General features: G+C 61.7%; 15 protein-coding genes. 5 read left to right on the top strand and 10 right to left on the bottom strand.

From position 1 onward, the window contains the following. Window positions 1–21: 21 nt before the first annotated feature. From ACQ7C1_RS07200 to ACQ7C1_RS07180, 5 genes are all read right to left on the bottom strand, one after another. A complete protein-coding gene (locus ACQ7C1_RS07200; RefSeq protein WP_430957798.1) occupies window positions 22–867 on the bottom strand; it encodes a YgfZ/GcvT domain-containing protein in 846 nt (281 codons plus the stop codon). Window positions 868–963: 96 nt separating this feature from the next. After that, complete coding sequence (locus tag ACQ7C1_RS07195) at window positions 964–1,719, bottom strand: hypothetical protein (RefSeq protein WP_097598509.1); 756 nt, start codon at window positions 1,717–1,719, stop codon at window positions 964–966. Window positions 1,720–1,735: 16 nt separating this feature from the next. After that, window positions 1,736–1,993 carry a hypothetical protein gene (locus ACQ7C1_RS07190; RefSeq protein WP_020920882.1) on the bottom strand — a complete coding sequence of 86 codons (258 nt, stop codon included), beginning with the start codon at window positions 1,991–1,993 and terminating at the stop codon, window positions 1,736–1,738. A 103-nt stretch (window positions 1,994–2,096) separates the two neighbouring features. Then, entirely contained in the window at window positions 2,097–2,519 is a 423-nt protein-coding gene (locus tag ACQ7C1_RS07185; protein WP_085777606.1) for a TIGR02301 family protein, read from the bottom strand. A gap of 58 nt (window positions 2,520–2,577) precedes the next feature. After that, window positions 2,578–2,994, bottom strand: coding sequence for an NUDIX hydrolase (locus ACQ7C1_RS07180; protein WP_085859061.1), 417 nt, complete (start codon window positions 2,992–2,994; stop codon window positions 2,578–2,580). Between the two features lie 183 nt (window positions 2,995–3,177). On the opposite strand from ACQ7C1_RS07180, the gene ACQ7C1_RS07175 reads away from it, so the two are divergent. Together ACQ7C1_RS07175 and ACQ7C1_RS07170 are read left to right on the top strand one after the other, a co-directional pair. Then, entirely contained in the window at window positions 3,178–3,498 is a 321-nt protein-coding gene (locus ACQ7C1_RS07175; protein WP_430957797.1) for a YnfA family protein, read from the top strand. 64 nt (window positions 3,499–3,562) lie between these two features. Beyond that, window positions 3,563–4,327, top strand: coding sequence for an SOS response-associated peptidase (locus ACQ7C1_RS07170; protein ID WP_430957796.1), 765 nt, complete (start codon window positions 3,563–3,565; stop codon window positions 4,325–4,327). A 142-nt stretch (window positions 4,328–4,469) separates the two neighbouring features. Here the strand turns inward: ACQ7C1_RS07170 and ACQ7C1_RS07165 are convergent, their stop codons facing one another. From ACQ7C1_RS07165 to ACQ7C1_RS07155, 3 genes are all read right to left on the bottom strand, one after another. Next, window positions 4,470–4,616 carry a hypothetical protein gene (locus ACQ7C1_RS07165; protein WP_430957795.1) on the bottom strand — a complete coding sequence of 49 codons (147 nt, stop codon included), beginning with the start codon at window positions 4,614–4,616 and terminating at the stop codon, window positions 4,470–4,472. A gap of 281 nt (window positions 4,617–4,897) precedes the next feature. Next, window positions 4,898–5,743: a CDP-diacylglycerol--serine O-phosphatidyltransferase gene (pssA, locus tag ACQ7C1_RS07160; protein WP_430957794.1), complete on the bottom strand. Its 846-nt coding sequence runs from the start codon at window positions 5,741–5,743 to the stop codon at window positions 4,898–4,900. A 56-nt stretch (window positions 5,744–5,799) separates the two neighbouring features. Continuing rightward, window positions 5,800–6,498: a phosphatidylserine decarboxylase gene (locus tag ACQ7C1_RS07155; protein ID WP_020920887.1), complete on the bottom strand. Its 699-nt coding sequence runs from the start codon at window positions 6,496–6,498 to the stop codon at window positions 5,800–5,802. Window positions 6,499–6,668: 170 nt separating this feature from the next. On the opposite strand from ACQ7C1_RS07155, the gene ACQ7C1_RS07150 reads away from it, so the two are divergent. From ACQ7C1_RS07150 to ACQ7C1_RS07140, 3 genes are read left to right on the top strand one after another with little or no spacing between them, the layout of a single operon-like run. Continuing rightward, window positions 6,669–7,001 (top strand): ArsR/SmtB family transcription factor, encoded by a 333-nt coding sequence (locus tag ACQ7C1_RS07150; RefSeq protein WP_430957793.1) that lies wholly within the window; start codon window positions 6,669–6,671, stop codon window positions 6,999–7,001. Beyond that, the gene (locus ACQ7C1_RS07145) at window positions 6,998–7,357 is read left to right on the top strand and encodes an SRPBCC family protein (protein ID WP_430957792.1); all 360 of its coding nucleotides are present in this window, start codon (window positions 6,998–7,000) and stop codon (window positions 7,355–7,357) included. Before ACQ7C1_RS07150 ends, ACQ7C1_RS07145 begins: the two co-directional genes overlap by 4 nt. 46 nt (window positions 7,358–7,403) lie before the next feature. Next, window positions 7,404–8,015, top strand: coding sequence for an ATP-dependent Clp protease proteolytic subunit (locus ACQ7C1_RS07140; RefSeq protein ID WP_430957791.1), 612 nt, complete (start codon window positions 7,404–7,406; stop codon window positions 8,013–8,015). A gap of 88 nt (window positions 8,016–8,103) precedes the next feature. Here the strand turns inward: ACQ7C1_RS07140 and ACQ7C1_RS07135 are convergent, their stop codons facing one another. Both ACQ7C1_RS07135 and ACQ7C1_RS07130 read right to left on the bottom strand, forming a co-directional pair. Then, window positions 8,104–9,981, bottom strand: a complete 1,878-nt coding sequence (locus ACQ7C1_RS07135) for an ABCB family ABC transporter ATP-binding protein/permease (RefSeq protein ID WP_430957790.1) — start codon at window positions 9,979–9,981, stop codon at window positions 8,104–8,106. Window positions 9,982–10,190: 209 nt separating this feature from the next. Then, complete coding sequence (locus tag ACQ7C1_RS07130) at window positions 10,191–12,245, bottom strand: LysM peptidoglycan-binding domain-containing protein (protein WP_430957789.1); 2,055 nt, start codon at window positions 12,243–12,245, stop codon at window positions 10,191–10,193. Window positions 12,246–12,398 lie beyond the last annotated feature (153 nt).

The following is a 12,398-nucleotide window of genomic DNA, read 5'->3' as shown; positions in this document are numbered from 1 at the left end:
AGGCACGCGGAGCTTTGGCCGTCACGCGCTGGCCTCGTCTGCGCTGGTGGGAAAGACAAGGCCGGACCATTGCGGCAGGGCGAGAGAAACCGGCGTTTGGCCGGCAAGCAGCGGCGTGCCTTCCGCCATTGCAGCACCGGCGCGGTCGATTCGCACGATCGCAAGCCCGCTGCCGCCCTCGACCGAACCGAGTGTCCCCACCGGCTTGCCGGCGGCGGTGATCTCCGTGCCCGCTAGAGGCAAGGCCGTAGCGGCGGACACGGTGACAACGCGCCGGCGCGCAGTGCCGCGGTGCTGCATGCGCGAGACGACCTCCTGGCCGACATAGCAGCCTTTCTTGAAGGAGAGGCCGCCGTTCAGATCCATCAGCACGTCATGCGGGAAGGCGTCCTGCAGGGCAAAGTCGGATCCCGAGGTGACGATACCGTGGCGGATGCGCAAGCTCTCATAGAGTGACGGCGCATCATCGCCATGCTTTCCTGCCCGGCGGCGCAGCGGGACACCTGCCTTGGCGAAGCGGCTGTCTCGGGCACCTCCGATGCGATCGGCATCCTCGCCCCAGCAAACGGTAATGCCATTCTCAGGCTGAGGCGTAAGCGTAACGGCGGCCCGCAGCCTGTACATCGTCAGCCGCTTCGCCAGCCCTTCGAGCTGGGCCGCATCCGTTTCAATCAGGTAGCCGTTGCAGTCCCGCCAGACCATGAAGTCGAACAGGATCTTCCCCTGCGGCGTCAGCAGTGCTCCAGGCCGCGCCTCATCGGGCGCAAGCGAAACAATATCGGTGGTGATCAGGTTCTGCAGGAAAGATTGGGCGTCCGCGCCGCCGACGGAGAGCAGTGAGCGGTCTTTCAGGAATACGGCTGGCATGGCGGAACCTGTCGCGTTGGTCGTCGCTCAGAGGTATGACTTCGTGGAGTGGATCGCAAGGTCATGCGACATGCGGAAGGCGCATGCGAGGCGGCGTCAGTCGCCCGCTGTGAAGAACTTCCACTTGCCGTCAGGCGTAATGCCGAGGCGGTAGAAATTATAGCCACCGAATTCCTGCATGTCGGAAAGGTCGCCGGCGGTCACGATGCGCAACAGCTCGACCCGTTCCGGCGGTGTCAGCGACTTCAGATCCTTCTCGGCGAAATAGGGCCAGACATACATATCGTCGGCTGTGCCTTGGCCGACATGAACGAAACCGGTCGAGACGATATCGAGCATGATGGCTAGAATTTCATCTCCGTCGGGATCGCCGGAGAGATCTTTCAGCGTGCCGATCGGGTCGTCGGTTGCTTCACCCACCGTCACCTGCGTCTGGTCTTTGCCGGTGCCCATCAGCGGTCGCAACCGTTCGAGATCGCCGGAGGCGGCGGCCTCGACAATCTGTTGGCGCATTTTGCGAACCGGCTCGGGCGCCTTGTTGATGTCGTAAATTACCTCGACCGGCTTGGATGCGTCCTGGGCGCCCGGCGTCTTGTCGACGCCCTCACTGTTCTGGCTGTTGACCAGCGGCTCGGCCATGGGAACGCCGGGGGTGGTGCCCTGGGGCTGGTTCTGCCCCTCAGCACTTCCCTGTGCGGGCGGCGCCTCGTTGGGGGCTTGGCCGGGGATCTTATGGAGTTCGGAAAGCGCATAGGCCGAGGGCGCGAGGAAGGCGTTGCCGGCGGCAAGGCTGAACGCAAGCAACACCGGCGCGAGCCGAATTCGCGAAACTTTCTCTTTACCGATGGGCATCGAACTCTCTGAATATTTATTGCAGGGTGCGGTTGGCGGAGAATTCGCCGGCAAGCATACGGTCGCGCAGCGAATCGAGCAGAGCTTCGGCGCTGTTTTCCCCGTGCAATCGGATGGTTTCGCGCAGGGCATGCGCGATGGCGGCATCAGCTATGATCTCCGGCTCGATCCCATCGGCCATGCCGTCGGCCCAAGCCTCGTTCTGGTACTCCAGAGCCGCCTGCATCTTTTCGTGGACGATCATGTCGTCGATGTCGTTGAGGCTTGCTTCCATTGTCTTTTCCTCAGAACTTCTCATGTCTTACTGCACCGTTAATAACACTAACAGCCTTTTCCCAAAACGACACGTCCGCATGCGAAAACAGGTTAATTAAATGTCAATTTCCAAAGCGCGAGGTAATTTCTGTGGCGAGTGTTGCACCTTCGTTACGGTAGCGCTCTTCTGCCACGATGGCCGCCGGGGTGCAATCCGTATAGACGGAGGCGAAGGCGCGATACCCGCGATTGAAGGCCGCGGTCAACCTTTCCTTGCGCTGCGGCTCGTTACCCGTCTCCGAATCGAGCAGCTGCTTCATGCCTTCCCGCCACTCATCGCCGCCCGCCGCCTTGCAGAGCGTCCTCAGATAATGCACCGAACCCAGCACTTCGGCGAGCCGCGCCAGCTTGTCGTCATAGGGCACGGGCACGGCCGCGACCGGCGGCGCAATCTCCTCCTGCGCAGGCGCCGTATTTTTACCCTGAGCCATGGTGGGCCCGGCAAGCACGAGCAGGGACAGGACAACGCGTCGAACGGGAATCATGCTTCCACTTGATACGTTGAGCGTGACGGCAACAAGGCGCGTCTGAAAGTTTCCACTTCTATTCACCGCCCGCCAGCCGTTCCGCGCATTCGAGCACGCTTTGCGGCACAGGCAGTCGCCGGATCTCCTCTACCGTATACCAGCCGAGCGCCGCCGCATCGTCGGCGGCTTCCGCCACCATTTCCCGGTCGGCGTCGACGCAAAAGACTGACAGGAAGAAATGGCTCCTGATGCTGCCATCCGGCCCATGCGTCTTGAGATCATAGGTAGAGAACAGCCGCGGATTGTGCGCCGAGATGCCGGTTTCCTCGCGGAACTCGCGCAGCGCGGTCTGCTCCGGCGTTTCGCCCGGCTCGGCGCGGCCGCCGGGAAAGGCATACATGTCGGCAGAGGGCGGGTTGCGTCGCAATACCAGAAGGAATCGCCCGTCGCGTTCGAGAATGGCGGAGGAGGCGGCTTTAGCGGTGGAGGTCATGGCTGCTCTTGCTGTGACGGCCTATTCGATCTGACGGGCTGATGATTGCGGATCGCGGCTGCGGGACGGCCCGATTTTCCTGTGGGATAGCTCCCAAGACAAGCCCCAAAAAATTGCGCAGCGGTTCGCGAAATATCGACATCCGTGCAACAAGGAGGCAAAAAATATTCGAAAGGGCTTTGCGTGACCTATAGCATTTACGCGTTTGCCGCCGTTTTCGAGATCGCCGGCTGCTTCGCCTTCTGGGCGTGGCTCAAGCTTGAGAAGCCGATCTGGTGGCTGGCGCCGGGCATGATCTCGCTTGCGCTTTTCGCCTGGCTTCTAACGCTGGTGCCGAGCGATGCCGCCGGTCGAACCTTCGCAGCCTGTGGCGGCATCTACATTCTTGCTTCGCTCTCCTGGCTGTGGCTGATCGAAGGCCGGGTGCCCGATCGTTATGATATCGGCGGCGGACTGATCTGCCTTGCCGGGGCGAGCGTCATCCTCTTTGCGCCGCGCGCCTGAAACCGTCACGCAAAAGCATGCAACGCGCCTTGACCGGACTCGGGCCGGCTGCAAAGACAGGACAATGTGTGGACGTTTCGCCCTGACAAGTTCCAGCGCCGACCTGCGCGACTTCTTCTCCGGTCTCGATCTCGAGGACTTCCCGGCGCGCTACAACATCGCCCCGACGCAGCCGATCCTCGTGGTCATGGCAGGCGAGGGCCGGGAGCGGGGCAGCAATCTGCCCGATCGTCGCGCCGTTCTCGTGCGATGGGGCTTCACGCCGGGTTGGGTCAAGGATCCGAGGGATTTCCCGCTGCTGATCAACGCGCGCGCCGAGACCGCGATCGGCAAGGCCTCGTTTCGAGCGGCGATCCGTCATCGCCGCGTGCTTATTCCGGCCTCAGGTTTTTACGAATGGCATCGCCCCTCCAAGGAGAGCGGCGGCAAACCGCAGGCCTATTGGATCAGGCCGCGCCGGGGCGGGGTCGTCGCCTTTGCCGGGCTGATGGAGACATGGTCCTCGGCCGATGGCTCGGAGGTCGATACCGGTGCGATCCTGACGACGTCAGCCAATGCGGGCATCTCCGCGATCCACGATCGCATGCCTGTCGTCATCAAACCGGAGGACTTCTCGCGCTGGCTCGATTGCAAGACGCAGGAACCGCGCGAGGTGGTCGACCTGATGCAGCCTGCTCAGGGCGATTTCTTCGAGGCGATCCCGATTTCCGACAAGGTCAACAAGGTTGCCAATATGGGGCCGGACCTGCAAGAGCCGGTTGTCGTCGAAAGACCGCCTGAGGCGCCTGCGAAACAAAGGCCGGATCACGGCCAGCTGAGTTTTTTCTAAAACGACGTAGGCACTTCCGGTACTGCGGTCTGTTCGGCTCACCCGCAATGCCGGAGGCATGTCAACAAAGCATGCCGCAGTCTTGGGATGACGGCATGCCGCAAAACGTGAAGCGCGGATGTGCCGTTCGAAGCTCGGCGCCTCAAGCGGATTTCTTGACGCCGTCCGGCTTGTTCTTTGTCATCAGCGATGCCGCGGCAACGGCCTTCAAGCCGACCGGGCGATAGTTGGCGGCGAGGTCTGGCTTGGCCGCCTGTTGTTCGCCGGTAATGCTCTTCTTCGAAGTCACGATACTCTCCTTGCGTGTTGCTTCCCTGGGTATTTTGTATTTTGCTGTTTGGTCAGAAATAGCGACAAAACGGCGGCGTCGCTTATCAGGATTTGTGAACGCCCACCATAATTCGCGAGGCTTAACTGAAGCCTACGTTGGTTAATACTTACTGAAGGGAGCGGTTCCATAAAAACCGCAGAGCGGTTTTCCCCGGGAAAACGTGGGCGTATATCCGGGAACAGTTGACAACAGGGAGAGATGCAATTCCGTGGCCCGGAGAATCCGGAAGCGCGCGCAGGTCAGATGTGCCGGCCGATATCGTCGTCGCCGACGCCAGGTTCCTCGATCGTCAGGGTCCCGTATTTCCGCCGCCACCTGCGTGCGCCGAAGGGGAGCGATATGAGATAGGCGGCAACGGTAAAGACCATCACCTCCCAGGTGTAGCTCATCAGCAGAGCCACATAGAGCACGACGCCGAGCATCATCGGCAGCACCAGATCACGCCGCAAGCGGTTGCCTTCCGACTTGCCCGACCAGACCGGCAGCCGGCTGATCAGCAGGAAGGCGATGGCGACGGTGTAGATCGACGAGAGATAGGCGAAGGTGCGGTCCGTCGCCAGACCGAGGAAGCCGAGATAGACTGGCAGCAGCACCAGCATGGCGCCGGCCGGCGCTGGCACTCCGACGAAATATTCCGATTGCCAGCTCGCCTTGTTTTCGCGCTCGGCCATGACATTGAAGCGGGCAAGGCGAAGCCCGGCGGCAATCGCATAGATCAAGGCGGCGATCCAGCCGAGCGAACGAGCCTGATCGAGGGCAAAAACGTAAACGACGAGCGCGGGCGCGACGCCGAAATTGACGATATCGGCAAGCGAATCCATCTGCGCGCCGAATTTCGAGGTCGCCTTCATCAGCCGCGCCACGCGCCCGTCGATGCCGTCGAGGAAGGCGGCGAGCAGCACCATCGCGACGGCGAGCTCGTAACGGTTCTCGAAAGCGAGCCGGATGCCCGTCAACCCGGCGCAGATCGCCAAAATGGTGATGAGATTCGGAAAGACGAGGCGGAACGGAATCTCGCGCAGGCGCGGACCGCGGGCGGAATCATCCGGCCCGTTTGGCTCGAAAGGCGGAAAGGGTGTTTCCATGTCGCGTTCCAATCGTTCCTAGAGCAATTCCGGCAAGGGCTCGGAGGTTCCGCGCCTTAGCTGCGGCGGCTGATGACCGGACCCTTGGCCGAGGCGAATTCAGCGATGACCGTTTCCCCGGCAATCGCCGTCTGACCGAGCGAGACTCGTGGCGCCGCACCGGCAGGCAAGAATACGTCGAGCCGCGAACCGAAGCGGATCAGTCCGAAACGTTCGCCGGCGTCCAGCGGCTCGTTGGTGTTTGCCCAGCAGAGGATACGCCGCGCCACGAGGCCGGCGATCTGCACGACGCCGATCTGGCCGTGCCGTGTTTCGATCACCAGTCCGTTGCGCTCGTTGTCCTCGCTCGCCTTGTCGAGTTCGGCGTTAACGAAGCTGCCGGAGCGGTAATTGATGCTGACGATGCGACCACGCATCGGCGCCCGGTTCACATGGCAGTTGAAGACGTTCATGAAGACCGAGATGCGCAGCATCGGCTCGGAGCCGAGGTCGAGCTCTGCCGGCGGGGTCACCATCTGGATCGCCGAGACCTTGCCGTCGGCGGGAGAGATCACGAGATCGTCGTCCTGCGGCGTCACGCGCTCGGGATCACGGAAGAAATAGGCGCACCAGAGCGTGAAGATCATGCCGATCCAGAAGAGCGGCTTGAAGATCCAGCCCAGCACCAGCGATGCGACGAAGAAGGCGGCGACGAAGGGGTAACCCTCCTTGTGCACGGGCACGATCGTGTTGCGAACCGTGTTGAACAGGCTCATGGCTGCCGGTCTCCTTGCGTTGTCGTTTTTTGCTGGTTAGCGAAAAACCAGCTCCTGAGCAATGCTGCGACCCTGACCGTGGTTCCGCCGTCGTGGTTCTGAACAACAAAAGCCGGTAACGCTACCAGCAACAGAAAGCTGCCTCGAAGTAGCTTGCGAATCACATAAGTATGTGCTTATGTGTTCGCATGATCGAGAATGACTTCTTCCGAGCTTTGGCAGACCCGACCCGCCGTGCGATCTTTGAGAAGCTGGCGGGAGGGAGCATGAACGCTACTGCCTTGCGCGAGGGCATGGGGATTAGCCAGCCGGCAATGTCGCAACACCTCGCAGTTCTGCGCAGTGCAAAGCTCGTGAGGGAAGAGCGACAGGGACGTTTCGTGAATTACGAGGTCGATCCCGATGGGTTGGCTCTCATCGCCCAATGGCTCACAAAATACCGCGCCTATTGGCCGGAGCGTATCGCAGCACTCAAAGTCTTGCTGAAGGACATGGATCAATGAGCGAAGGGATGACCAAGGAGCAGGATAGCGGCGTCGAGTTGCAGTTTGACTTGCGCGATCCGCCGCAGAAGGTCTGGCGTGCCGTCACCATTCCCGAACTTCGGGAAAGGTGGTTGCCGAAGGCAGCATTGGCTGATCCCGATGCAATCACCGTCACCCCCGGCCACGAAGTTCGCTACAAGCTGCGTGACGATAACCCGCCATTCCTCGAAAGCACCGTTACGTTCACCATCACCCCGAATGCCACCGGCGGCACCTGCCTCCGGATCGTCCACGAACTGACAGACGCAAGATTCGGTGGAGTGGCAAGAGCGTCGGCGAACAGCAACAGCCCGCCCCTCATGCTCGCCGCCTGACACGGCGAGCCTCCCCCTTAAATTCTGAAAGTCAGGAGGATCGCCGATGCGTGAAGCGATGCAACTCGTCCCTATGGTCATAGAACAGTCCGGCCGGGGGGAGCGATCCTTTGACATCTATTCCAGGCTTCTGCGGGAGCGGATTATCTTCCTCAATGGCGAGGTGAACGATACCGTGTCGGCGCTCGTCTGTGCGCAACTGCTGTTTCTGGAAGCGGAAAACCCCAAAAAGCCCATTAACCTCTATATCAATTCGCCGGGCGGCGCCGTGACCAGCGGCCTGGCCATGTACGACACCATGCGCTTCATCCGTGCGCCGGTTCATACACTTTGCATGGGGACAGCCCGTTCAATGGGATCGTTCCTGCTGATGGCAGGCGAACCCGGCGAAAGAGCTGCATTGCCCAATGCCAGCATCCTCATTCACCAGCCCTCCGGCGGCTTTCAAGGGCAGGCTTCCGACATGCTGATTCATGCCGAGGAGATTCTAAAGACCAAGCAACGCATGACACGGCTCTACGCGGAGCATTGCGGACGTTCCTACGAAGACTTTGAACGCGGGATGGATCGCGATCGCTTCATGACGGCGGAGGAAGCGCTTGAATGGGGTCTTATAGACCGTATCCTGAAGGTTCGGAAAGACACGAGCAGCCTATAAAGCCTTGCCGCAAAAAAAACGATTGCTGGAGATCGTTTCAACAATTTCACCTTTACGTTAGTGGCTGGCAACGCTACCGCCTCCCGCTTCAGCTTGCCGGGGCAAGCCGGGTGATCACGCCCATCTCGTCGCTTTCGCGCACCTGCTTCAGATGCTCTTCGGCCTGCGTCGCCTCGCGCTGGCGGTTCCACATCGAAGCATAGAGGCCGTTCCTTTCGAGGAGGGCTGCATGGGTGCCGCGCTCGGCGATCTCGCCGCTTTTGAGCACGATGATCTCGTCGGCGCCGATGACGGTCGAGAGCCGGTGGGCGATGACCAAGGTCGTCCTATTCTTCGAAACCACGTCGAGGGCGGTCTGGATTTCCCGTTCGGTCGTCGTGTCGAGCGCCGACGTCGCCTCATCGAGGATCAGGATCGGCGGCGCCTTGAGGATGGTGCGGGCGATCGCCACACGCTGTTTCTCGCCGCCGGAAAGCTTGAGCCCGCGCTCGCCGACCTTGGTCTCGAAGCCTTCGGGCAGCGCCTCGATGAAATGGGCGATCTGCGCCACCTCGGCGGCTGCAAACACCTCGCCATCGCTCGCCGATGTGCGGCCGTAGCGGATATTGTAGGCGACCGTGTCGTTGAACAGCACGGTATCCTGCGGCACCATGCCGATCGCCGATCGCAGGCTTTTCTGCGTCACCGTGCGGATATCCTCGCCATCGATGGTGATAGCGCCGCTCTGGATATCGTAGAAACGATAGAGCAGGCGCGACAGCGTCGATTTGCCGGCGCCCGACGGCCCGACGACGGCGATCGTCTTGCCGGCCGGCACATCGAAAGAAATGCCTTTCAGGATCGGACGGGCCGGATCGTAAGCGAAGTGCACATCCTTGAAGGAGATCGCGCCCTGGCGGATTCGAAGCTCGGCAGCGTCGGGGGCGTCCTTGACCTCGGCCTTCACCTCGAGCAAATCGAACATCTGCTCGATATCGGTTAGGCCCTGCCGGATTTCCCGGTAGACGAAACCGATGAAATTGAGCGGCACGGAAAGCTGCAGCAGCATCGAATTGACGAAGACGAAGTCACCGACCGTCTGCTCGCCGCGCTGCACCGCCAGCGCCGAAAGCACCAGCATGATGGTCGTGCCGATGCCGAAAATGACGCCCTGGCCGAAGTTCAGCCAGCCGAGCGAGGTCCAGACATCGGTCGCCGCTTTCTCGTAGCGCTCCATCGACTTGTCGAAGCGTTTGGCCTCCATTTCCTCATTGCCGAAATATTTGACGGTTTCGAAATTGAGGAGAGAGTCGATCGCCTTGGTGTTGGCGTCGGTGTCGCTGTCGTTCATCGAGCGGCGGATGGCGATGCGCCAGTCGGATGCACGGATCGTGAACCAGATATAGGCCCAGACGGTGAAGGCGGTGACCGCAAGATAGGAAAAGCCGTAGCCCCACCAGAAGATAACCGCCGTCAGCAGGAATTCGATCACGGTCGGAACGGAATTGAGGATCGTGAAGCGCACGATCGTCTCGATGCCCTTGGTGCCGCGCTCGATGATGCGTGATAGGCCGCCGGTCTTTCGCTCCAGATGGAAGCGCAGCGACAGCTCGTGCATGTGCACGAAGGTCTTATAGGCGAGCTGGCGCACCGCATGTTGCCCGACGCTGGCAAAGAGCGCGTCGCGCAACTGGTTGAGGCCGAGCTGGATCAACCGGGTGACGTTATAGGCAATGACAAGGGCTACGGCGCCGGCAAGCAGCGGCGGTACCGTGCCGGCGAGGTCCATCCTGCCGTTCAGCGCATCGGTGGACCATTTGAAGAAGTAGGGGACGAGCAGCAGGACGAACTTGGAAATCAGCAGATAGACCGACGCCCAGACGACCCGCATCTTGAGGTCAGTTCGCCCGGCCGGCCACATATAGGGCCAGAGGTTGAAAAGCGTCCGCAGCAGGTGGGATTCCGAGACTGTCTTGCCGTTTGCCATGCCGTGTCTCCAGTCCGGATGATTTTCTTCGATGTCCGGCAAGGCGGGGGCAGGGGCGCACCTGAAGCGCTTACCTGAATCCCGAACCGCCACCGGCAGATAGGGCGTCGGGCCGAGGAATACAACACGTGCGGGGGCCGGGAAAAGTGAGGCCGGGCGTTTCTCCTGCCCGGCTTCATCAACTCGCGTTGCGCTTAAGGAGCGGCCTTTCAGAGGTGCTGCTTGGAGAGCCGCTTGCGGTGCAGCTCCTCGGCGTTCGGCAGCGCGTCCTTCGGCAGGCCGAAAATCTGCCCGGGACGGATACGATCCGGGTCGATGATCTTGTCCTCGTTGGCGATGTAGATCGTCGTATAACGCACGCCGAGCCCATAGGTCCGGCGGGAGATCTGCCACAACGTATCGCCGCGGCGGATGATGACCGCCGCATTGTTTGCCGTCAGCGGTGCCTGCTCGATCGTCTTCGGCTGATTGCTCGCAGTATCTTTTGCGGCGGGCGCGGCCGGTGCGGGCGTGTCGGTCAATTCACCGATGATTGCACCAAGTCCGTCGAGCCCGGCGCCGACCGATTTTGCGTCCTTCGGCAGATCCTGCAGCAGTTTCAGCGCCTTGGCGGCGGTCTGCGAGGAGGCGCCTGAGGCTTGCTTGAAGCTGTCGGACGCATCCGCCGCCGGGCGGAAGTCTGCGACAGAGCGCAGCGCGAATTCCGTTGCTGAGCGCGCCGCCGCCAGCTGTTCGGCGCCGGGCAGCTGGCCACCGGCAAACAGCCCCTTCAAGAGCCCGAACGCCTTGCCGGCTTCGGCCTTGAGCTTGCCGAGTTCACCCTCGTCGAGCGGCACCATCGAGGCAGCACCATTTGCATCGGCGGGGCCGGCTTGAGCGGCAACCCGCACCTGGTCGCCCGCCGGGCGATTGAAGTTCACTGCGGCCCGCACGATCACCTTGCCCGCGGGATCGACGACGTCGACGCGAATCCTATGATCGCCGACCGACAGCGCCGCGACGCCATCGATGACGAAATGGCCGTCGGGACCGGCCGTGTCCTGGCCGACAAGGCTGTCGTCGGCATAGCCGAGGACCTTGGCGTTGGCGCGCGCCGTGCCGGCAATGAAGATCTTGTTGCCCTCGATCTCGACGGCGTTGACCATCACATCGGGCGCGGTGGCCTTGTCGGTTTCGCCAGCACCTGGAACGGACGGTGTTGCATCTGTGCCGGCGGCGGATGCGTCGGCCAGACCAGGCGTCTGCAGCGCCAGCTCACCGGTCGGCGCTGCTGTTGCGGCAGGCGCGTCGGCTGCAGCGGTCTCGCCAGTTGACGGCTTGTCCGCAGCCGGCGCTAACGGATTGGAGGCGTCGGCGACTTCGGTGTCCCCTGTCGGCGCCGTGATGATGCGGCTCGCCGCGCCGGGCTTGGAGACCATGGCGAGCAGATTGGCGGCATTGCCGTCCTTCGGCACGGAAATGGTGGCGACTTCTTCGGAAAGCGCGGTCTTGCCATCCTTGTCCGTTACCTTGAGCACGAGCTGGTGGTCGCCGGCCGGGAGCGGATCGTCGAGGACGGCCGCGAAATCCCCGCTCGGACCGACGTTGGCCGTTGTCACTACCTTTTCGCCGTCGAGCACTTCGAGCTTGCCGTTCGGCTCGGCGGAGCCGGCGATGACGGTCGATCCATCAGGCTCGACGCGCAGGACGTCGAAGGCCGGAAGTTTCGGGCCGGCATTTGCGGCCGCCGGGGTCGCGGCAGAGGCTGGTTCGGGCGCACCGGTCAGCGCAGCTTCGGCCCTGGCAATCGCGGCAGGCGCATCCGCCATATTTTCCGGCAGCGATTGCACGATGGCAAGTGCCCTGGCGCCGCCTTCCTTAGCCTTGGCGGCAATGGCTTGTGTTGCGGGATCGATGCCCTCGGGAACGGTGAAGCCGACAAGTGCGGTGAGCGCGTTGACGGCCTTGGTCTTGGCGGCCGTGAAGACATCGATGGCCGGGCCTTTGCCGTCCGCAAACAGCGCCTTCAGCTCGCCGAGCGCCACGCCGGCGTCTGCCGAAAGGCGTCTGACCTGATCGACCACCCCAGCCGAGTCGGCCACGGCAGAGCGTGATGTTTTTGCCGCTTCGTTAACCGTGTTCTTGAGCTCCGTGCCCGCCTGGTTGATGGCGTCGCCGACTTTGGATGCATCGCTGCCGATGCGCGGCATGACGAAGAATACCATCAGTAGGATTGCGATTACGAGCACTGCAAGGGCCAGCAAGCCGGCACGGTTCTTCATCATTATGTCTCCCAAGGCGGCAATTTGCCGTAGTAACCGAAATTGCTAGCGATTTCCGATGCTTTTCACAAGCATTCAACGCAATTTCGCAAGCTCGGCACGCTGCTTTTCAGTCAATTTTCTTGACTGCATTGAAATGGAATAGTTGTTTTGCCG

Origin of the sequence: Rhizobium sp. Nf11,1 (assembly GCF_050587665.1) — a bacterium.
Taxonomy (GTDB): Bacteria; Pseudomonadota; Alphaproteobacteria; order Rhizobiales; family Rhizobiaceae; genus Rhizobium.
This window is presented reverse-complemented; position numbering and strand designations above follow the sequence as displayed.